This is a genomic window from Arthrobacter liuii (genome assembly GCF_014639275.1).
Classification (GTDB): Bacteria; Actinomycetota; Actinomycetes; order Actinomycetales; family Micrococcaceae; genus Arthrobacter; species Arthrobacter liuii.
This window is the reverse complement of the sequence record NZ_BMFW01000027.1, coordinates 14,816-33,886: the sequence shown is the minus strand read 5'-3', so window position 1 is coordinate 33,886 and position 19,071 is coordinate 14,816. Positions and strand designations below refer to the sequence as shown.

20 protein-coding genes and 1 pseudogene are annotated in these 19,071 nt (G+C 66.0%); 11 read left to right on the top strand and 10 right to left on the bottom strand.

Annotation, left to right across the window (positions count from 1 at the left end; all coding sequences use genetic code 11):
- Positions 1–38: 38 nt before the first annotated feature.
- Complete coding sequence (locus IEW19_RS18735) at positions 39–512, top strand: sensor histidine kinase (protein ID WP_188573097.1); 474 nt, start codon at positions 39–41, stop codon at positions 510–512.
- Between the two features lie 213 nt (positions 513–725).
- On the opposite strand, the pseudogene IEW19_RS18730 reads toward IEW19_RS18735, so the two are convergent.
- Positions 726–1,336, bottom strand: a pseudogene (locus IEW19_RS18730) (NADPH-dependent FMN reductase).
- A 227-nt stretch (positions 1,337–1,563) separates the two neighbouring features.
- Here IEW19_RS18730 and IEW19_RS18725 point away from each other — a divergent pair.
- Positions 1,564–1,716: a hypothetical protein gene (locus tag IEW19_RS18725; RefSeq protein WP_188573096.1), complete on the top strand. Its 153-nt coding sequence runs from the start codon at positions 1,564–1,566 to the stop codon at positions 1,714–1,716.
- Here IEW19_RS18725 and IEW19_RS18720 read toward each other — a convergent pair.
- Positions 1,713–2,183 (bottom strand): DUF4383 domain-containing protein, encoded by a 471-nt coding sequence (locus IEW19_RS18720; RefSeq protein ID WP_188573095.1) that lies wholly within the window; start codon positions 2,181–2,183, stop codon positions 1,713–1,715. The two genes, IEW19_RS18725 and IEW19_RS18720, sit on opposite strands and share 4 nt — an antisense overlap.
- Positions 2,184–2,444: 261 nt before the next feature.
- On the opposite strand from IEW19_RS18720, the gene IEW19_RS24290 reads away from it, so the two are divergent.
- The 5 genes from IEW19_RS24290 to IEW19_RS18700 all read left to right on the top strand — a co-directional run bounded on the left by IEW19_RS24290 (position 2,445) and on the right by IEW19_RS18700 (position 8,219).
- Positions 2,445–3,776, top strand: a complete 1,332-nt coding sequence (locus IEW19_RS24290) for an exo-rhamnogalacturonan lyase family protein (protein ID WP_268236300.1) — start codon at positions 2,445–2,447, stop codon at positions 3,774–3,776.
- Between the two features lie 107 nt (positions 3,777–3,883).
- The gene (locus IEW19_RS24285) at positions 3,884–5,083 is read left to right on the top strand and encodes an exo-rhamnogalacturonan lyase family protein (protein WP_373283625.1); all 1,200 of its coding nucleotides are present in this window, start codon (positions 3,884–3,886) and stop codon (positions 5,081–5,083) included.
- 237 nt (positions 5,084–5,320) lie between these two features.
- Entirely contained in the window at positions 5,321–6,049 is a 729-nt protein-coding gene (locus IEW19_RS18710) for a polysaccharide deacetylase family protein (protein WP_188573094.1), read from the top strand.
- Positions 6,050–6,183: 134 nt separating this feature from the next.
- Complete coding sequence (locus tag IEW19_RS18705) at positions 6,184–7,140, top strand: SRPBCC family protein (RefSeq protein ID WP_188573093.1); 957 nt, start codon at positions 6,184–6,186, stop codon at positions 7,138–7,140.
- 437 nt (positions 7,141–7,577) lie between these two features.
- Entirely contained in the window at positions 7,578–8,219 is a 642-nt protein-coding gene (locus tag IEW19_RS18700) for an NADPH-dependent F420 reductase (protein ID WP_188573092.1), read from the top strand.
- A gap of 71 nt (positions 8,220–8,290) precedes the next feature.
- Here IEW19_RS18700 and IEW19_RS23680 read toward each other — a convergent pair whose 3' ends face one another.
- Together IEW19_RS23680 and IEW19_RS23675 are read right to left on the bottom strand one after the other, a co-directional pair.
- Positions 8,291–8,557 (bottom strand): hypothetical protein, encoded by a 267-nt coding sequence (locus tag IEW19_RS23680; RefSeq protein ID WP_229748584.1) that lies wholly within the window; start codon positions 8,555–8,557, stop codon positions 8,291–8,293.
- Positions 8,554–8,823 (bottom strand): hypothetical protein, encoded by a 270-nt coding sequence (locus IEW19_RS23675; RefSeq protein ID WP_229748583.1) that lies wholly within the window; start codon positions 8,821–8,823, stop codon positions 8,554–8,556. Before IEW19_RS23675 ends, IEW19_RS23680 begins: the two co-directional genes overlap by 4 nt.
- Positions 8,824–8,979: 156 nt before the next feature.
- Between IEW19_RS23675 and IEW19_RS18690 the strand changes: the two genes are divergently transcribed.
- A complete protein-coding gene (locus IEW19_RS18690; protein WP_188573091.1) occupies positions 8,980–9,333 on the top strand; it encodes a hypothetical protein in 354 nt (117 codons plus the stop codon).
- 52 nt (positions 9,334–9,385) lie between these two features.
- Here the strand turns inward: IEW19_RS18690 and IEW19_RS18685 are convergent, their stop codons facing one another.
- The 3 genes from IEW19_RS18685 to IEW19_RS18675 all read right to left on the bottom strand — a co-directional run bounded on the left by IEW19_RS18685 (position 9,386) and on the right by IEW19_RS18675 (position 11,644).
- Positions 9,386–10,318 (bottom strand): threonine/serine dehydratase, encoded by a 933-nt coding sequence (locus IEW19_RS18685; protein WP_188573090.1) that lies wholly within the window; start codon positions 10,316–10,318, stop codon positions 9,386–9,388.
- Positions 10,315–10,584 carry a hypothetical protein gene (locus IEW19_RS18680; RefSeq protein WP_188573089.1) on the bottom strand — a complete coding sequence of 90 codons (270 nt, stop codon included), beginning with the start codon at positions 10,582–10,584 and terminating at the stop codon, positions 10,315–10,317. The genes IEW19_RS18685 and IEW19_RS18680 overlap by 4 nt, the downstream gene beginning before the upstream one ends.
- A 181-nt stretch (positions 10,585–10,765) precedes the next feature.
- Positions 10,766–11,644 (bottom strand): hypothetical protein, encoded by an 879-nt coding sequence (locus tag IEW19_RS18675; protein WP_229748582.1) that lies wholly within the window; start codon positions 11,642–11,644, stop codon positions 10,766–10,768.
- A gap of 161 nt (positions 11,645–11,805) precedes the next feature.
- Between IEW19_RS18675 and IEW19_RS18670 the strand changes: the two genes are divergently transcribed.
- Positions 11,806–13,005 (top strand): N-acetylglucosamine-6-phosphate deacetylase, encoded by a 1,200-nt coding sequence (locus tag IEW19_RS18670; protein WP_188573088.1) that lies wholly within the window; start codon positions 11,806–11,808, stop codon positions 13,003–13,005.
- Positions 13,006–13,099: 94 nt separating this feature from the next.
- Here the strand turns inward: IEW19_RS18670 and IEW19_RS18665 are convergent, their stop codons facing one another.
- The 3 genes from IEW19_RS18665 to IEW19_RS18655 all read right to left on the bottom strand — a co-directional run bounded on the left by IEW19_RS18665 (position 13,100) and on the right by IEW19_RS18655 (position 16,241).
- Positions 13,100–13,927, bottom strand: coding sequence for an MBL fold metallo-hydrolase (locus tag IEW19_RS18665; protein ID WP_188573087.1), 828 nt, complete (start codon positions 13,925–13,927; stop codon positions 13,100–13,102).
- Positions 13,928–14,081: 154 nt separating this feature from the next.
- Entirely contained in the window at positions 14,082–14,960 is an 879-nt protein-coding gene (locus IEW19_RS18660; protein ID WP_188573086.1) for a Rieske (2Fe-2S) protein, read from the bottom strand.
- Positions 14,961–15,221: 261 nt separating this feature from the next.
- Positions 15,222–16,241 (bottom strand): Lrp/AsnC family transcriptional regulator, encoded by a 1,020-nt coding sequence (locus IEW19_RS18655; protein WP_188573085.1) that lies wholly within the window; start codon positions 16,239–16,241, stop codon positions 15,222–15,224.
- Between the two features lie 136 nt (positions 16,242–16,377).
- Here IEW19_RS18655 and IEW19_RS18650 point away from each other — a divergent pair, with 136 nt between their 5' ends.
- Both IEW19_RS18650 and IEW19_RS18645 read left to right on the top strand, forming a co-directional pair.
- Entirely contained in the window at positions 16,378–17,616 is a 1,239-nt protein-coding gene (locus IEW19_RS18650) for a M20 metallopeptidase family protein (protein WP_188573084.1), read from the top strand.
- A 68-nt stretch (positions 17,617–17,684) separates the two neighbouring features.
- Positions 17,685–18,974, top strand: coding sequence for an MFS transporter (locus IEW19_RS18645; RefSeq protein WP_188573083.1), 1,290 nt, complete (start codon positions 17,685–17,687; stop codon positions 18,972–18,974).
- The last annotated feature ends 97 nt before the right edge of the window (positions 18,975–19,071 follow it).

Sequence of the window (19,071 nt, the reverse complement as noted above, 5' to 3'; positions counted from 1 at the left end):
GTTATTAGACCAACCCAGCTTGTGGGGAGCAGGAAGTCATGGGAAGCAAAGTGTTGGACAACGAAGTCACCACCGTGGGAGGCGTGCTGACCGACCAGCAGCCGCTGGATTTCCACACCTTGGGGCTGGCCGGTTGCATCGACCGGCTCACGTCGCCCCTGCGTCAGCGCGGGACCGTGGTCCGCTGGGATACTCCTCACTGGGGCGTCGAGATCCCGGCGGACTGCGCGTCCCTCCTGTACCAATCCGCCCGCGAGATGCTCAGCAACGCCTACAAATACTCCGAGGCCTCCACGCTGACTGTCCAGCTGGCGGCCGTTGACCACGGCATCCGCCTTGTGGTGGCCGACGACGGCACGGGCTTTGACTGCGAGCTCGCCACGTGCGGGCGGCACCACGGCTACGGGCTGCGGCTCATGTCCGTCGCCGTCCATGAGGCGGGCGGCGCGGTAGAGATCAGTTCCAGTCCCGGCCAGGGCACCAGCGTGTCGGTGACGCTGCCACTGGACTGACCCGCGCTGGACTGACCCGTTTGAACCGGCTCAAACTGCCGGTTCACAGGCTCGAATGCCCGCCGTTGGTGGGATGGCGGGCATCCGTACGCCTGGCGGGAAACGGACCTAGAGATATGAAGTGGAACGGCCGGCTGGCACACGATGAGCGGCCCCCAGGAACCAAACCCGGGAGCCGCTCATCCATGTTCTCTTGACAACCAGACCTACATATCAGCGGGAAAGCTTGGCGGCGTCCGGCTCCAGGTCGCCGATGTGGCCGGGCGCGTTGGCGGCCAGGACCCTTGCCACGAACGCCGCGTACTCGTCCATGTAGTGGCCCAGGAATTTGGCGGTGGACCCATCCTTGACCTCGCCGTCGTCGCCAAAAACCTCTGCCTTGTAGGTGATGTAGGCCTCGGGGGCGTTCAACTGCGGGGCGTCCAGGAAGCTCAGGACGCTGCGCATGGAGGACTGCATCACGGCGGTGCCGATGCTGCCCGGGGAGGCGCCGATGATGCCGGTGGGCTTGCGGGCAAACGAGTTGGTTCCCCACGGACGGGAACCCCAGTCGATGGCGTTCTTCAGGGCGCCCGGGATTGAACGGTTGTATTCGGGGGACACGAACAGGATCCCGTCCGCGGCCTCGATGGCTTCCTTGAGGGCACGGCCTTCGGGCGGGAAGTCGGCGTCGTAGTCGTAGCTGTACAGCGGCAGGTCCTTGATGGTGATCTCGGTGAACTCCAGTTCTTCGGGAGCGAGGTGGATCAAGGCCCTGGCCAGCCTTCGGTTGATGGAGCCGCTGCCAGGCTGCCCACGGAATATCCGATCTTGTACGTTGCCATGCGTGATCCTTTCCAATAGCCGGTCCGCGCCGGCTGGCTGTACGGTGACTGGAAACAGCACCGCCCCGGAACGGGGGTGGTGTCCACTGCGTCACCAGTCCAGCACAAAGGGCCACCCGCGGCCAGAGCGTATGGATGGTCCTTGACAGCCAGGATGCCGCGGCGCTGAATGATGGGTAGCGCAACCGCTCCGGCTTCCGCAGTATCTCCAGCTTCGAGGAGCAGCAATGACTGAAGACCATTCACGGGACGACGACGACCGGGTCCACGCCGAATCACCTGCCGAAGGCGATCCGGACGCGGACCCGGCCGACATCCGTGTGCACAGCCAGGACCCCGCCGAAGGAGCGGACGACGACGGGGCCGCTGCGAAAAGCTAACCCTTCTGTTCCGCGCCGGTCATGTCGCGCCCCAGCACGTAGCCGAGAACTATCATGGCGACGCCCAGTACGGCATGGAGCCAGTTGTCCGCAGTGTTGATGGGGATGAAGTTGGCCCCGGACCCCTGGTCGATCAGCAGGCCATACAGCCAGATCGCCAGGTACACAACGCCGCCGCCGAGCAGGAAGTACCTCGACTGCGCCGCGGTCCTGCCCATGAGCAGGCCCGCCGCACCGAAGAGCAGGTGGACGATGTTGTGGAGGATGGACACCTGGAATACGCCCAGAAGCAGGGCGCCGGAGTCATGACCTGCGAAGGTCATCTGCGAGTAGTTCGTAGTGATGCCGGGAATGAATCCCAGGATCCCCACAAGGGCGAAGATTCCGCCGGAAACAAGGGCAGTGAGTTCGATCGGAGTACGGTGGTGGCTCGCGCCAACGCCGGGATGCGCTGATGACGCAGACATGGTTTTTCTCCCTCAAATCGGATGCGGTGCTGATTGTGCGTACGCGGGGAGGCAGCATTTAGCCCCGTTCCTGCCGCATCCCCCGTACAGTTCCACTTTCAACTGGTCCGGTCAGCGCATTCAGAGTCTTAGGTCCCGAGCTTTTCCGCAGCCGCCTCCGTGGGCCGCCCCTTGCGGCACGTCCCATGCGGGGCTAGTTTTGAAACGTATCAGAAACCGCTTTCAGGACGGCCTAACGCAAAACATATGGAGTTGGAGCACATGGCGGAAACTCTCATCAGGTGGATGGACGGCGGGGCACCTGCAGAGATCAGCGGCGGAACAACGTGGGGCATGCCTTTCGCCCGGGGAACAGTCCCCGGGCCAGGCAGCCTGCGCATGAAGGATGCTGCGGGCAATCCCGTGGCCAGCCAGGCTTGGCCACTGGCCACCTGGCCGGACGGCTCCCTGAAGTGGGCGGGCATGGCACTCCCGGCGACAGGCTCGCCGTCGGACACCTACCTTGTGACGGCCGACGGCGGCGCAGCCCCCGCGGCCAGCCAGCCGCCGTCGGGCGGAGCCTCAGTCACAGTCACCGAAAGTGCCGACGCCATCACCGTGGACACCGGCAGATTGCAGATGGTGATCAACCGCCGCGGCTCCACCCTGTTCAGCAGCCTCTCCCGCGATGGCCGGGCTGTTGCCCGCGACGCACGACTGGTCAGCCTGCTGCAGGACCGCATCCACGAGGGCGCGGGGACAGCACGCCGGGCCGCCTTCACAGGTGGGGTCACCGCCGTCGCCCTGGAACAGAGCGGACCCGTGCGCGCCGTGGTGCGGCTGGAAGGCAACCACCGTCCGGACGCGCCGGAAAGCGGAAGGCGGGACTGGCTGCCCTTTGTGGTCCGGTTCTACTTCTACGCCAACGCCCGCAGCGTGCGGATGGTGCACTCCTTTATCTGGGACGGCGACGCGGAACGGGACTTCCTGTCCGGACTTGGCGTGCGCTTCACGGTGCCGCTGGAGGACGAACCGCACAACCGGCACATCCGCATCGCGGGAGCCGACGGCGGCTTCCTCACCGAGGCGGTCCGCGGACTGACCGGGCTCCGCAGGGACCCGGGCACGGACGTGCGGGAGGCGCAGATCGCCGGGCGGCCCACTCCTGCCCCGGATACCTGGAACCCGGAGGTCTCCGAACGCCTGCACTTGATCCCCGCCTGGGGCGACTACACGCTGACCCAGCTCAGCGCCGATGGATTTGAGCTGCGCAAGCGCACCGCCGCCGGCCACGGCTGGGTGGGAATCTCCGGCGGAACCCGCGCGTCCGGGTTCTGCTCCCTGAGCGATACCCGCGGCGGGCTGGGGATTGGGATCAGGGACTTCTGGCAGTCCCATCCGGGCCAGATGGATATCCGCGGCGCGGCCACCGGCGAAGCCGCCCTGACGGCATGGCTCTTCTCGCCCGAGGCCCAGCCGATGGACCTGCGTTTCTACCATGACGGCCTGGGCCAGGACACGTTCGAAGAGCAGCTCGAAGGCCTGGAGATTACGTATGAGGACTACGAACCGGGCTTCGGCAACCCCACCGGGATTGCCCGCACACATGAGTAACCCTCTTTGCCTATGAAGCCACCCCGTCCATCGAAAGCCTCGCTGCAGACGCCGCGTCGGCGTCCACCCCGGCCCTGCTGCAGGCCACCCCGGATTACCTGCACTCGGTGGGCGTGTTCGGCGATTGGGATCCGGTGGACCGGAGCACTCCGGCACGGGCGCGCTTCGAGGACCGGCTGGACTTCCTCTTCGACTTCTACGCAGGCCAGGTGGAGCAGCGCCGCTGGTACGGCTTCTGGAACTACGGCGACGTGATGCACACGTATGACGTCGACCGGCACGTGTGGCGGTACGACGTGGGGGGCAATGCATGGGACAACTCCGAGCTCTCCCCCGACCTCTGGCTCTGGTACTCCTACCTGCGCTCCGGCAGGGCGGACATCTTCCGTTTCGCGGAGGCCACGACCCGGCACACGGCCGAAGTGGACGTCTACCACCTGGGCCCATGGAAAGGCCTGGGCTCCCGGCACAACGTCCAGCACTGGGGCTGCAGCGCCAAGCAGCTGCGGATCAGCACCCCCGCCTACCGCCGTTTCTATTACTACCTGACGGCGGATGAGCGCACCGGGGACCTGCTCTCCGAACTGGTGGACAGCGACCAGAACTTCCTGGGCCTGGACCCGGTCCGCAAAGTCCGCCCGGACACGGACACCTACCGGCCCAACCGCGGCGCGTTGGGCGTTGGGCTGGGAACGGATTGGGGCTCGCTCGCCGCAACCTGGCTCACGGACTGGGAGCGCACCGGCAATCCGCGCTCCCGGGACCGGCTGCAGGGCACCATGGCGGACATCGGCTCCCTCAAGTATGGCTTCCTCACCGGCGAAGCACTGTACGACCTCGACAAGGGCCGGTTCGATACCGGCCGGGAGCAGATCCAGGTCTCGCACCTCAGCGCGGTCTTTGGGCTCGTGGAAATCTGCAGCGAGCTGGTGGACCTGGTGCCGGATCCGGAGTTCGAACGGGCCTGGCTGCAGTACTGCCGCCTGTTCCTTGCCACCAAGGAGGAGCAGGTGGAAGCCGTGGGCCAGCCGCTGGAGGGCATCCACCTCACGCAGGCACACAGCCGCCTTACCGCCTACGCGGCGGCCAGGTTGCAGGATCGTAACCTTGCCGCAAGGGCATGGGAGAGCTTCGCGGAGGGCGGGGAACACTTGAACCACGAATCAGCGTTCACACTGCGGAAGATCGAACCACCTCACGTACTGCTTCCCGTGGATGAGGCGCCCACGGTTTCCACCAATGACACCGCGCAGTTCGGCCTGGCAGTTATCCAGAACCTTGCCTTGGTAGGGGAGCACTTGGAGTGACATGGCCCCTTGGAACAGACCCGCGACGGCGGCACTTGGGCAGGTGCCGCCGTCGTTCATAACCGCATCCTGCGCATCTTCAGGTAACGCCCGGATAACACCTCTTTGCGGGTGATGAGCGGGTCAGGAGAAGTTACCCAGTCGACGCCTGCCAGCTGTTTACACCCTCTTTAAGCCCGCCATAGGGTGCTCACCTAAACAAGGTTGAAAGCAACCTTGGGAAGGGAACTGAGCACCATGAAGAGCAAGATTGCCACCGCAGCACTGGCCATCGCCAGCCTGGCCATGGCCCTGCTGGTGGGTAGCCCTGCGTCGGCCCAGGCTGCCGACAAACCGCTGATCGGCCTCACATTCGACGACGGGCCCTCGCCCGAGCGCACCGCCTTTGTCCTCGACGTTCTCAAAGAGAAGGGCGTCAAGGCGACGTTCTTCATCCAGGGCTCGCACGCCCAGCAGTACCCCGACCTTGTCCGCCGGATCAAGGACGAGGGGCACGTTATTGGCAACCATTCGTTTGACCACGCCAATTTCCCAGACCTCACCCAAGCGAACCAAAAGCAGGAGATCGACAACACCAACGCCACGCTCAAGGCAATCACCGGCACCACACCCACGCTGCTGCGTTTCCCGTTCGGCAACAGCACCCCCTACTCGCTGAAATACCTCAGGAGCATTGGCATGAGCGGCGGAATCCAGTGGCACTGGGCGGTCGGTGAACCGGGCGACTTCGAGTGCCCCGGTGCAGCTGGAGTCCAGAAGTATGTGCTGGATGAGGTTGCCTCCGGTGCAATCATCCTGCTCCACGACGGCAATGACGTCCTGTCCTGCCCCGCCTCCCAATGGGATTACCTCGCGAGCACCATCGACGCAATCCGGGCCAGGGGCTACGACTTCGGTGTGGTGGCTCCTTCCACCAAACCAAGCGCGCTCAACGAGGGCTCGTATGGCGTCGTCGTGGCTCCCTAGGTAAGCCGTCCTGCGGACGCTTCACCTTTTGTCACCCCGCTCTGGAAACCGGACCAGCCAAAAGGTATGTTGGTAAGCATGCTGATGATTTTTCCCGACTCATCAGTTCCCGGTGACACAGCGAAGGAGACGTTATGAGCACGAAGGTGGAAAAACGCATTCTGGTGAATGTACCGGTGAGCACCGCTTACAACCAGTGGACCCAGTTCGAGGAATTCCCGCACTTCATGGGCGGCGTCAAGAGCGTTACGCAGCTCAGTGACGACCGGCTGGAGTGGGTGGCCGAGATCGGCGGCGTCCGCAGGCAATGGGAAGCCAAGATCTTGGAGCAGGCCCCGGACCGAAGGGTTGCCTGGGCCGCCACCGAAGGCGCCACGAACGCCGGCGCCGTGGACTTCGAGGACGTTGGAGGCGGCCAGACCTCGTTGCGGCTGACCCTCGAATACGAGCCCGAAGGCCTCATTGAAAAGGTGGGCGACAAGCTGAACGTCGTGGACCGGCAGGCCGAGTCGGACCTGCAGAAGTTCAAGGAATTCATCGAAGATGAAGGCTACGCCAGCGGCGCCTGGCGCGGATCCGTCAACGCCGGCTCGGCCGTAGGCACGCCGGGCGTTGAGCACGCGGGAGCCTCCCGCGGCGACTCCGGCAAGGCCGGCGTTTCCGGCAAGGTTGCCGCTGGCGTGGGTATCGCAGCGGTTGCCGGCGCCGCCGCGGCGATGGCTGCCGGTGGCAAGAAGGACGAAACCGAGACCCGGGACGTGACGGTCACTGAGACCACCCCTGTAGTCCCGGCAGAGCCTGTTGTTCCCGCGGAGCCCCTGACCACCGGTGCCACCACGGGTGCTGCCTGGCCCGAAACGGACACCACCACTGGCACGGCGCCGGCCGCGGGGTCTTCCGGTTCTGTCGCCGACCTCGACGACGGCAGGGTGGGCCACCCGTTCGACCAGACCAACGGGCTGGTGGACACCATGGGCGAGTCCGATGACACGGTGGCGGGAGAAAACCGAAGCGCCGGTGAACGGCGTGAGGACGACCGCGGCACCGAGGGCGGCCTGCCTCCAGTCGGCGGCAACCTCGGCGGCCACTGACGCAGCCTGCCCCAAAAGCCAGCGCCGCCCGCCTTCCCCCAAGGCGGGCGGCGCTTTCGCGTCCGGGCTCGGCGTACCAGGAGGCAGCAATCATGGGCGTGAAGCCACCAAAGGCGACCACTGCGGAGTTGTAGCTGAAGGATAGTCCGGAGGCCCGGGTCCGGGGAACGAAGGAATCGGATATGACGGACGGCAGGGCCCCAAAGTAGGCGGCCTTGAGCAGGCCCAGGATCGTCATCACCAAGGCCAGCACCAGGAAGGAGCGGGCGCTGATCACCCAGAGGAACGGCGGGACGACGGCGGCGCCACCCTCCTGAACCTGGTCCTCGTCCTGAACCACCGGCCCGGGCGGTACTTGGGAAAGTAGGCACGTGCCCGGCTCTTTATTCCCCGCCGCCGGCTGAAATATCTGCGCGGGGACCGGTGTTGCCGCCCATATGACAACAATCGGAATCATCGGTGCAGGACATATTGGAAGCCAGGTTGCACGGAAGGCCGTGGAGCTGGGCTACGACGTAGTCATCAGCAACTCCCGTGGGCCGGAAACCCTCCAGGACCTGGTGGCTGAGCTTGGCCCTAAGGCCCGGGCGGCCACGGCAGCTGAAGCGGCAGCGGCCGGCGACTTCGCCGTGGTCACGGTGCCCTTGAAGAACTACAAGGACGTCCCGGCGGAGCCGCTGGCAGGCAAGGTTGTGATCGACACCAACAACTACTACTGGGAACGCGACGGCCGCATCCCGGCCCTGGACAAAGGCGAAGCCACGACGTCCGGGCTGCTGCAGGAGCACCTGCCCCAGTCCAAGGTGGCCAAGGGCTTCAACCACATCATGGCCCGCGACATCACCACCGACGGCTCGCCCGCCGGCGCCGAAGGCCGGCGGGCCCTGGCCACCGCCAGCGACTACCCGGAAGCCGCCGAACTGGTGACCCGCCTCTACGACGAGTTCGGCTTCGATACCGTCAACGTGGGCACCCTCTCCGAGAGCTGGCGCGTGGAGCGGGACCGCCCGGCGTACATTGCCCGGCAGACCGCCGCGGAGCTGAAGGACAACCTGGCCAAGGCACCGCGGACCATCTGACTTCACCCGCTCGGTTTCAAACGGAAACTGGCTGGCAGTTCCTACTGCCAGCCAGTTACTTGTTTAAGCCCTCACTTGCGGGCCGGGACCAGCACCACCTCGAACGGGCTGGGCGGCTGGTTGAACTGCCCGTTGACCACGGTGAGGGTGTTCCCGAACAACGCAACGGTGGTGGGGACATTGAAGGCGCCACTCTTGATGGTGGCAGCTGCAATGCCGTTCAGGTTGAACCCTTGGGAGAGATCCGCTGCGGGACCGCTCAGCTTGAGTGTCTTCACCGTGCCCAGTCCGCCGCCGCCTGCCACGAACAGCAGGTCACTGCAGGTGTCGGCCTTCATGCCGACGGCGGCGCGCCCTTGGGACGCATGGATGAACCGGGGGGCGGTGCCTTTGCGGATGTCACCGCGGAAGATATCACCGGTGGTGAGTTCCCCGGCATAAAGGTGGTGCCCTCCCCTGCCGCCATGCCCTCGGCGGAGGTGGCGCCGTCGAGCACTATTTCACCCGTTGGCGGCGCGGCCAGCGCCGGAAGGGCGGCGGGAAGGAGCAGCGAAAGGGCGCCCACAAGGCCGGCCGCAGCACGTCGGCGCACTGTTCGGCGCATGCTGGTTCCTTAGTCTGGGTTGATGCGCGCGGGGCCCATTTGCGGAAGCTCCGCACGATTGGTGTTGCCATTTAAAGCGCTGATGAAGCGCACGCGAAGGCATCGGGGTACCCAATCTGCTTACAATCGAAACCTCTGACCACTACCGAGGGACCCATGAAGAAATTCGCCACAGCCCTGTTTGCCGCCGGCCTCGTTGCTTCCGCGACGGCCTGCACCGCCACCCACCAACTGACCACCGCTGAAACCTGCGAGCGGATCCAGGCCGTTGTGTCGAACCCCGCCAACAACGCCGGCAAGACGGGCATGAACAACCTCGCCAACCAGATCCGCCCCATCCACGCGGTGGCCTCGGACGATCTCAAGCCCGCCCTCGCCTCGATCCTTGCCTACACGGACGAACAGGCCAAGGAAAACCCGGACAAGGACAAGCTGGCCGGGCTCCAGTCGGGCTACCAGGAAGCCGGCGCCACCTACAGCAAGTTCTGCAGCAGCCAGGCCGGCGGCTAGGCACTGCCGTTGAAGGGACCGGCCGCCTTCCTGCCAGGCTGCCGGTCCCGGGCTAAAGGCTGGCCGGATCCGTGTTGGCGCCGCAAAGGATGACGGCAACGCGTTCACCCCTGCCGGGCACGTAGGCGCCTGAGGTCAGCGCTGCGTAGGCGGCTGCTGCGCCATGCTCCACCACTATCCGGTAGTCATTCCACAGCGCGGAGCGCGCGGCAACGATCTGTTCATCGGGGACCAGGACGCTTTCGACGCCGCCGCGGACCGCCACGGAAAAGCCAATGTCGCCCACGCGGCGGGCACCCAGGGAGTCTGCTGCGACGCCCGAGACCGGAACGTCCACCGGTTTCCCGGCGGCCAGGGCAGCGTGCAGGGTGGGCGCGGTTTCCGGTTCCACGGCAACCACTTTGGCGAAGCCTTCGACGGCGGCGGCTACTCCCGCCATGAGCCCGCCGCCGCCGACTGCCACCAGGACGGTGTCCACCCCCGTCACTTGTTCCAGCAACTCGGAACCCACCGTTCCGGCGCCGGCAGCAATTTCGGGCTGGTCATAGGCGTGGCAGTAGACCGCCCCGGTTTCCCCTGCGTGCGCCACGGCGGCCTGGTAGGCGGCCGCATACTCGGCGCCGCCCTGGACCACGGTGGCGCCGATGGCTTTCAGCTTGTTGACCTTGACTGCCGGGGCGGCTTCGGGGACGAAGACGGTGGCGGGTACCCCGAGCTGGGCGGCTGCGTAGGCGTTGGCCAGTCCCGCGTTCCCGCCGGAAGCCACTACGACGCCGACGTCGGCCCGCAGTTCCCCGCGCTCCTTGCTGGCCAGGATGCGGTTGAGGGCACCCCGGGCCTTGAACGTGCCCGTGTGCTGCATGAATTCGCATTTAAACCAGACCTGGGCGCCGGCCGGGTCCGGGTCCGCCTCCATCACCGGTGTCCTGCGGATCAGGCCGGCCGTGCGCTGCGCTGCCTGGTCCACGTCATCGCGGGTGATCATGCCTGGACTTCGTCGTCCCAGGTGCCAGGCTCCTCCAGCGCCTCCTCCGGCTTGGGCTCCCGCGCTGCGTCTTCGCCTCCCACGTATGAGGCCGGCACGGTTCCGGCTGCATGGGCCTGCTGTTCTTCGCGGATGTTCGCTGCACCCGGCTGTTCCAGGTGCTGTCCGGACTGGGGTGCCTTCCTGGCTGCGTCCATGGCCTCCTGGGGGTCGCCCGGGCCGCGGAGGTCTGCGGCGTTCTGGGGATCGTCACTTGAAACGGTCATGGTCCTGCCCTTCACCTGGGAACTGCCTCATCCTGAAACTGCCTTATGCGGCCGGGGAACCCCTGCCCGTCCTCCAGCCTACGGTCCAGAGGGAGTCGCCGGCCCGTTCCCGCGCGATTTCCAGCAGAACGGGCGGGCCAGGACCATGGAGTCCCGGCCCGCCCCTACTGCTGTGTCCCCGCTACCGCGAGGAGGTCGGAGAGGCCGACGACGAGGCGCCACCCGAGGACATCGTCGCCGAGGAGGTGGATGACGCGGTTGACGAGGCCGTGCTGCTCGGCGAGGACGTTCCCGCTGAACCGGACGTACTGGTGGAGGACGGGCTCGACGTGGCGCCGCCGCTCTCGGCCTTCTTCAGCACGTCGTTGATCAGGCCCTCAAGTTCCTTCTGGTCCTTGTCGCCCAGATCTGTGCCGCCCTTGGTGGCTACCACCAGCAGGCGGCCCTGGGCAGCGGAAACCTGCATCAGCTTCTGCTGGTCGTCGCCGCTGCGGGTACTGACGGTGGCGAAGGTCTTCTCCGCGTCGGTGTGCGCCTTCAGCTCCTGGCTTGAGACGTCGTACTTCTGCCCCAGCGCGGAGACCGAGAACTTGGCGCACTGGCTCATCTTGCCGCTGATGCCGTTCAACGTCTTTACGGCGTCCGGGCCGTCACTGCCGGACTGGGCGGACAGCGTGCGGGGCTTGTTGCCCTCGGAAAGCGCCACGGCCACGTCGCCGTTTTCCACCTTGTCCAGCAGGCCGGCGGTGGCAATGTCCTTGCAGTCCTTGGGATCGATGGTTGCCGTGCTCATGAGCAGCTTGGCGATGTTACCGCCCTGGTTGACCTGTTCCTTGGAGTAGAGCTTGAGCTCGTTTCCGTCGTCATCCTTCATGCCCGAGATGAGGTCGCGGAGCTGGTCTTCCGAGTACACCTTGGCTTCCGCGGTCTGGCTGGCAGATGCCGACGCAGACGTCGTTGCCGTGCCTGACGGGCTGGCCGTCCCGGTGCCCCCTCCCGAGCAGCCGGCCAAAGCCAGCATCGCCGCAGTTACCAATCCAAGCGCAGAGACTTTTCGCATCAGGTTCATCCTCCGAAATAGACAGCATGCTTATTACTTCCACTGTAGAGGTTCCCCTCCGGACTGGAAAATAACGCCGCGTTCCTGCCGGCGCTGAACTGGTGCGCTGAGGCTGCCCACGATCCTTCGTGTGGAATAATCCGTGCGGGAGGCGGTGAGGCATGGACAGGGAACTGGTGCTCCGCGGGCAGATCGTCTCTGCCACCTTGGACATTCCGGACGGGGTATTGGCGGTCGACGGCGGCCTGGTCGCCTTCGCAGGGCCAGCGTCACGGTTCCCGGGGGTCCTTCCGAAGCCTGCGCCGGCTCCCCGGATTTTGTTGCCCGGCCTGGTGGATCTGCACTGCCATGGCGCTTACGGTTCTGATTTCTCCGCAGGAGATTCCGAGGGCGCAGCGCGTGCGGCACGGTACCTGCACAGCCGCGGCACCACCACCCTGCTGGCCAGCCTGGTCACCGGGGCGCCCGCCGACCTGGTACGGAACCTGCGGATGTTGAAGGAGCTGGCCGGCCAGGGGCTCGTTGCGGGCTCGCACTTGGAGGGCCCTTTCCTGTCAGGCCGGCAGCACGGAGCCCACGATCCCGCGCTGTTGCTTTCTCCCGATCCTGAGTTGGTGGCTGAACTGCTGGCGGCGGCAGGGGGGTCCCTCGCATCCATGACGCTGGCGGCGGAACTTCCCGGCGCCTTGGAACTGGCCGACCAGCTCTCTGCCCACGGCGTGGTCCCGTCGCTGGGGCACACTGCCGCGGATCATCCGGGGGCGGCCGCCTTCCTTTCACGCGCGGCGGCCGCCTTATCCTCCGCGGTTGGCCCGAAGCGCGGAACCCGGCCCACGGTGACCCATCTTTTCAATGCCATGCCGCCCCTGCACCACCGCTCCCCCGGGCCGGTTTCAGCCAGCCTCAGCGCCGCTCGGGCAGGAAAGGCTGTGGTTGAACTCATTGCCGACGATGTGCATCTGGCACCTGAGACGGTGAAGCTGGTTTTCGACCTTGTGGGGGCTGGGAATATCGCGCTGGTCACCGATTCGATGGCCGCAACGGGCATGGACGACGGCCACTATCGTCTGGGGTCGCTCTCCGTGACGGTAAGCACGGGGGTTGCACGGGTGGAGGGCACGGGGGCCGTTGCCGGCGGTACCAGCACCTTGCTGGACGTCGTCCGGTCCACCGTGTCCGCGGGAGTTCCCCTGCAGGATGCGGTCACTGCCGCGTCCGCTGTTCCCGCGTCGGTACTGGGGCTTTCAGGGCAGGCGGGTGACCTTCGTGCGGGGATGCCAGCGGACGTGGTGATGCTTGACCAGGATTTGAAGCTGGCTGGAGTGCTGCGCAGGGGTGCATGGGTTGGCGTAACCGGCTGAGCCGCCCACCGCTCAGAATGCCGGACCCCCGTTGGATGTAGATCCGAGGCCTGTAAACGTGGATTTGCAGGCGTCACACTGGTTTTGCCCACAGTTAAACAGCCTTGGGTGGCCCCGCAATTCGGCGTCCAAGTGTGACCCGTGGGGCGCGCTCCTTGTTTGCCAGGGCTCGAAGGCGCGGAACGACCCCCAAGGACAGTGGCTGGCCATGCCCGGGCGCCAGCAGCCGGGGGCCCAACGCCGCCATGTGGGCAACGGAGTCCATGGACAGCTTCCAGTTCCAGGTGGTGTACCACGGCGGTCCAGCGAGATCCGGCGCTCCCGCCAGGATTCCGCGCACCGAGTTCAGGTTGGTGGTTACAACCGCATCCCCAGTTATCAGGACGCCATCCCGGGAGCGCCAGTAGGCAACATGTCCGGGGGTGTGACCAGGCGTAGGAACGGCAACCCAACCAGGCAGACCCGGCACTTCCCCGTCTCGAGGGAGGCTTTGCACGACGTCGGTGATATCGCCCGTGGCTTCAATCCGGCGGCGGGCACGGGCTGGCAACGACCACAGAAAGGGGGCAACGAACCACCGGTCCAGCGGCATCGAAAACTCGGGAACGTACCGCCCGGCAGCCATTGCCAGTTCTGCCGGGTGGACGTAAACCGGCACGTCCCACACCCGCGCCAGGGCGCCGGCAGCACCAGAGTGGTCAGGATGGATGTGCGTCAGGAAAATGGCGGCGGGCCCGTTCCCGGGGCCGAGCATTTCCTCCACAGCCCCGCGGACCGGCGCGGCGCTGCCCGCCCATCCGCAGTCAACCATCGCCCAGGCGGGACCAGAGCGGACAAGGTAGAGATTTGAGGCCCTCGGCCCGGCGCCGCTGGTCATGAGCACGAGGCCGGGAGCAATCTCGCGGGGTTCTGAAACGCGCATCACCTTACCGACACACCACCGGCCGGGAGATCACCCTGTGCATCTTTTCCGGTGCGCTCCAGCGAGGGTGCCCGGATGGTTTCGCGCCACAGGACCTCGCCATGGAAGCAGTCTTCCGCCGCCCAGCCTCAGGCGGTAGGGCCGAACGGCCTCTCTACCCGTCCGCCCCGGGCAGGCATACCTCCACGAGTTCCCCGCTGATGTGCGTTTCGAAAACCGGCTGGCGGGATGTGGCGGGTCCGGCCTTCACTTCGCCGGTATGGAGCGAGAAAGTGCTGCGGTGCCAGGGGCAGACGACACATGCCTCCGCGCCGTCGTCCTTGATCTTGCCCTCGTGAAGCGGACCGGAAAGGTGGCTGCAGACGTCGGACAGCACGTTGACGGTGGCGCCTTTGCGGTGAACCAGCAGCGGGATACCAGCCACGACGCGCTTATGGAGGCCGCCTTCGGGCAGCTCCGCCAACGGCGCCAGCGGGTGCCAGCCGGACGGGAAGCGGTGTGGAATTTCTTCGCTGTGGTTTACCCCGGCGGCCTGGCGGTAGGTCAAGTGACCGCCAAGGAAGCCACCGGCGCTCACCGTGGCAAGCCCCAGATAGGCGAGCATCTTGCCGCTGCCTTGGCTGCCCCTTGCCCGCTGGACCAATGACGCGATATAAAGGCCCGTTGCCGTCACGTTGGCCGCCGCATGCACCAGCCCCACCCTCTGCTGCTGGGGGTGCAGCTGCGACCAGTCTGCGAACCCGGCCAACGCCGCGGGAACCACGCTGGCGGTGCCCACACCGATCAACAGCCTGGCAGCATTCCCGCCGCCGGGCACTGCATCAAGCACTCCCGCCGAGAGCCATGCGCCAATCGGGACCTGGACTGCAAGGGGGTGTACAGGGTGGCCGATGGGAACGCCATGCAGGATATCGCGGGCCCACCGGGGTTTGATGACCTTTTTGACGGCTTTCCTGATGCTCTTGGCCAGCGGGTCAAGCCATTCGGCACCCTCGAGACGGGTTACAAGCTCAAGTGCAGGCAACGGTTTCATGTGTCCTCCCTTACCCCAAACACGGCAATCCACTCACGACAGGCCACCCCGTTTATTGGAGAATTTAGGGGGAGGGACGCCGCCTGGGCCGGTGGCACCGCAGCGGCAGGACCGTGACAATAAAACAGTGGCCAAACGTCTTGAAAAACCCGCCAGTAGGGCGCTCGAAACCTGGCGAAGCCCAAGACGAAGACGACCGGTACAGCCCGAACAGTGGGGAACCCGGGGCAGGGCCCTGATTCCCCACTGTGTCCGTCCATCTCAGTCCGCGGCACCAAGGCTGCCGGCATGCACGACGGCGCCACTCGCCGTCGTATCTTCCTTCAGCATCCAGCCCACCCGCTTGACCGTCCGCAGCATCACTGCGCTCTCCACGATCTCGATGCCGGGCACCTTCTGCTGCAGCGCCAGCTCGGCGGACATGACGTCCGCCAGCGTGTGCAGCCACATGATGATCACGAAATTGGTGGGCCCGGTGGTGGAGGCGCTCAGCCGGACATTGCTGATGGTGCGGATTTCTGCGGCGGCCGCCTCATGCTGGCCCGCCGGGACGTTCACGAACCACTGGCATGTCACCGGGAACGATGAGTACCGCTGGGCGATTTCGCAGCGGAATGACAGGAGGCCGCTGGCCAGCACCCGGTTCAACTGGCGTTGGACAGTGGCCGGATGGCGGCCGAGGGCACGGGCGATGTCAGCCGCAGTAGCCCGTCCATCCCGTGCCAGGAACGGCAGCAGGTCAAGGTGGCTCTGCGGAAGCTGGGCAGCCTGCCCGGGCTCTGGACGAACCTGGGCCGCAAGCGTCCGGAGCGCCGCCAGTTGGAAGCGGCTCAGGACGTTCAGCCTCCAGTCGTCCCCGCTGCTGTGCAGGCGCGTGCACAGGGCCACCTGGTACTTGGTCAGCCCCTCAACACCCTTAAGCCGGGAAATGACCTTGGCACTGAATTCCTCCAACGAACGCGTGATGACGGTCAGCATCAGGTCCCGGTTACTGGCAGCCTCTTCCACCGTGACGATTTCCGGGACAGCGGCCAGCTCCGCCGTGACGCTGTCGCGTCGGTTCATTTCGCAGTCCACCGCCACGTAGGCCAGGAGCATCTGTTTCGGATCACCCGCCAGATGGGCCGTCACCCATGCCGCCCCATTCGAGGTCAGCCGCTCCCACCGGGCCGCCAGCGTGGTGGCATGTGCGCCCAGCACCTTGGCCGCATCTGCCCAGCCAAGCCGCGGCGAGGCCTGCAGGACCTGGATGAGGGCCAGATCGTCCTCGCTGATCTCCATGGGACCTCCTTATGTATTGCATGAATCCTGCATGGAATGGGCAGCTGAAGAATAGTTCCAGCGCTTGCGGGCAATGTGAACCACGCCACTTCACAATAGTCCACAAGCCCTGACGCCGACTGCCGAGGAGAAACACGTGCCCATTACCGACGACGCCAAAGACCTGCAGGAAGACCTGGTCCGCCTGCGCCACGATCTTCACCGGCAGCCGGAAATCGGGCTCCATCTCCCCCGCACCCAGGAGAAGGTCCTCCAGGCCTTGGACGGGCTCCCGTTCGAAATCACCTTGGGCAGGGAGACGACGTCGGTCACCGCGGTCCTCCGCGGCGGCGCCGACGGCGGGGGGCACCAAAGCTCCGGCAGCGAGGCCCGCCCGGCTGTCCTCCTCCGTGCCGACATGGACGGGCTGCCCGTCCAGGAGAAGACCGGGGTGGACTTCACCTCGCAGGCCGACGGCGCCATGCACGCCTGCGGCCACGACCTGCATACCTCCATGCTCGCCGGCGCCGCCACCCTTCTCGCAGAGAAGAGGCACCAGCTCACTGGCGACGTCGTCCTCATGTTCCAGCCCGGCGAGGAAGGCTTCGACGGCGCCAGCTACATGCTCCGCGAGGGCGTCCTGGATGCCGCCGGCACCCGCGTCCAGGCCGCCTACGGCATGCACGTGTTCTCCTCACTGGAACCGCACGGCACCTTCTGCACCAAGCCGGGCGTCATGCTCAGCGCCTCGGATGGATTGGAAGTCACGGTGCTCGGTGCCGGCGGCCACGGTTCCGCCCCGCACTCCGCCAAGGATCCGGTTACCGTGGCCGCGGAGATGGTGACGGCCCTGCAGGTGATGGTCACCCGGCAGTTCAACATGTTCGATCCCGTGGTCCTGTCCGTCGGCGTGCTGCATGCCGGCACCAAGCGCAACGTCATCCCCGAGTCGGCCCACATCGAGGCCACCATCAGGACGTTCTCGGAAGCATCGCGGCTGAAGATGATGGACGCCGTGCCGCGCCTGCTCAAGGGGATCGCGGCCGCGCACGGGGTGGAGGTCGCCGTCGACTACCTCCAGGAGTACCCCCTCACCATTACCAGCGAGGACGAAACCCACACCGCCGAAAAGGTGATCACTGAACTCTTCGGCGAGCGCCGCCTTTCCCGCTGGGCCACCCCGCTGAGCGGCTCCGAGGACTTCTCCCGGGTGCTGGCCGAGGTCCCCGGGACGTTCGTGGGGCTCAGCGCCGTAGCACCCGGCGCCGACCCTGACGCCTCACCCTTCAACCACTCGCCGTACGCAACATTTGATGACGCCGTGCTGGCTGACGGGTCCGCGCTCTACGCGGAACTTGCCGTCTCGCGGCTCGCCGCCCTCTCCCAAGCATCCTGAAACACGTCCGTAAACCGGCAGCAGCGCCGCTGCCTCCTCCCCCAGACCAACCGACCAGGAAGAAGACCATGTCCGTTGCAGTAAGCAAGCCCCGGACGGGGCGCATGTCCACCGCCAAGACCATCGTCGGCACCGGCATCGGCAATGCCGTTGAGTGGTACGACTGGGCCATCTACGCCACGTTCACCCCCTTCATCGCCAGCCAGTTGTTCAGCAAGGAGGACCCGGCGTCGGCCGTGCTGTCCACCCTGGCGATCTTCGCCGTCGGCTTCGTGGCCCGGCCCTTCGGCGGCTTCCTGTTCGGCTGGATCGGCGACCGGGTGGGCCGCAAGACCTCGATGACCTTCGCCGTCGGCCTCGCCTCGCTGGGCAGCCTGATGATCGGCGTCGCACCCACCTTCGCCAGCGTCGGCGCATTCGCCTCGCTCATGCTGCTGGTGGCCCGGCTGGTGCAGGGCCTGGCGCACGGCGGTGAGCTGCCGTCGTCGCAAACGTACCTGTCCGAGATGGCACCCAAGGAGCACCGCGGCTTTTGGGCCACGCTGATCTACACGTCCGGGACGGTGGGCATCCTGTTCGGCACGCTGCTGGGCGCGGTCCTGAACATGGCGTTGAGCACGGAGGCGATGAACGCGTGGGGCTGGCGCGTGCCGTTCCTGATCGGCGCGGCAATGGGCCTGTACGCGCTGATCATGCGGTCACGGCTGCACGAAACCGAGGCATTCCAGGGCGAAGCGACCACCGAAAAGCGCGCGCCGATCTGGCCCCAGATTGTCCACTACCGCAAGCAGGCACTGCAGGTGATCGGCCTGACGGTGGGCCTCACGGTGATCTACTACATCTGGGGCGTGGTGGCTCCGAGCTACGCAACCACCGCACTGAAAATCGACCGCGGCGAGGCCCTGTGGGCCGGCGTGATCGCCAACATCGTGTTCATCGCCGCGCTGCCGGTCTGGGGAAAGCTGTCGGACCGGATCGGCCGCAAGAAGGTCCTCTGGGCCGGGGCCATCGGCTCCGCGGTGCTGCACTTCCCCATGACCTGGCTGCTGAAGGACTCAGCGTGGCAGCTGGCCGTGAGCATGTCCGTGATGCTGGTTTTCGTGGCCGCGAGCGCCGCCATTGTCCCCGCCGTCTACGCTGAACTGTTCCCGACGTCGATCCGCACCGTGGGCGTTGGCGTCCCCTACTCCATCTGCGTGGCGGTATTCGGCGGCACCGCACCCTACCTGCAGCAGTGGCTGGGTTCCTCGCTGGGTGCGCCGCAGGTGTTCAACGTGTACGCGGTGCTGTTGCTGGTGGTCAGCGCGGCGTTCGTCTTCACCATCCCCGAGACCAAAGGCAAGGACCTGACGCACTGACTCCCTGCTCCACAAGACATCCCCTGCGCATGCTGCTGCGCCGGGGATGTCTTGTTAATGGCCGATGCGCCGCGGTCCAGGAGATGCAGCGTGCAGC

Bases quoted from the DNA above. Each gene is read 5' to 3' on its own strand.
- IEW19_RS18665 (WP_188573087.1), bottom strand. From the start codon at position 13,927: ATGCGCGTTTCAGAACCCCGCGAGATTGCTCCCGGCCTCGTGCTCATG.
- IEW19_RS18675 (WP_229748582.1), bottom strand. From the start codon at position 11,644: ATGCGAAAAGTCTCTGCGCTTGGATTGGTAACTGCGGCGATGCTGGCT.
- IEW19_RS18645 (WP_188573083.1), top strand. From the start codon at position 17,685: ATGTCCGTTGCAGTAAGCAAGCCCCGGACGGGGCGCATGTCCACCGCC.
- IEW19_RS18705 (WP_188573093.1), top strand. From the start codon at position 6,184: ATGAGCACGAAGGTGGAAAAACGCATTCTGGTGAATGTACCGGTGAGC.
- IEW19_RS18720 (WP_188573095.1), bottom strand. From the start codon at position 2,183: ATGTCTGCGTCATCAGCGCATCCCGGCGTTGGCGCGAGCCACCACCGT.
- IEW19_RS23680 (WP_229748584.1), bottom strand. From the start codon at position 8,557: ATGAAGGCCGACACCTGCAGTGACCTGCTGTTCGTGGCAGGCGGCGGC.
- IEW19_RS18685 (WP_188573090.1), bottom strand. From the start codon at position 10,318: ATGATCACCCGCGATGACGTGGACCAGGCAGCGCAGCGCACGGCCGGC.
- IEW19_RS18710 (WP_188573094.1), top strand. From the start codon at position 5,321: ATGAAGAGCAAGATTGCCACCGCAGCACTGGCCATCGCCAGCCTGGCC.
- IEW19_RS18660 (WP_188573086.1), bottom strand. From the start codon at position 14,960: ATGAAACCGTTGCCTGCACTTGAGCTTGTAACCCGTCTCGAGGGTGCC.
- IEW19_RS18655 (WP_188573085.1), bottom strand. From the start codon at position 16,241: ATGGAGATCAGCGAGGACGATCTGGCCCTCATCCAGGTCCTGCAGGCC.
- IEW19_RS18700 (WP_188573092.1), top strand. From the start codon at position 7,578: ATGACAACAATCGGAATCATCGGTGCAGGACATATTGGAAGCCAGGTT.
- IEW19_RS18680 (WP_188573089.1), bottom strand. From the start codon at position 10,584: ATGACCGTTTCAAGTGACGATCCCCAGAACGCCGCAGACCTCCGCGGC.
- IEW19_RS18690 (WP_188573091.1), top strand. From the start codon at position 8,980: ATGAAGAAATTCGCCACAGCCCTGTTTGCCGCCGGCCTCGTTGCTTCC.
- IEW19_RS18725 (WP_188573096.1), top strand. From the start codon at position 1,564: ATGACTGAAGACCATTCACGGGACGACGACGACCGGGTCCACGCCGAA.
- IEW19_RS23675 (WP_229748583.1), bottom strand. From the start codon at position 8,823: ATGCGCCGAACAGTGCGCCGACGTGCTGCGGCCGGCCTTGTGGGCGCC.
- IEW19_RS24290 (WP_268236300.1), top strand. From the start codon at position 2,445: ATGGCGGAAACTCTCATCAGGTGGATGGACGGCGGGGCACCTGCAGAG.
- IEW19_RS18670 (WP_188573088.1), top strand. From the start codon at position 11,806: ATGGACAGGGAACTGGTGCTCCGCGGGCAGATCGTCTCTGCCACCTTG.
- IEW19_RS18735 (WP_188573097.1), top strand. From the start codon at position 39: ATGGGAAGCAAAGTGTTGGACAACGAAGTCACCACCGTGGGAGGCGTG.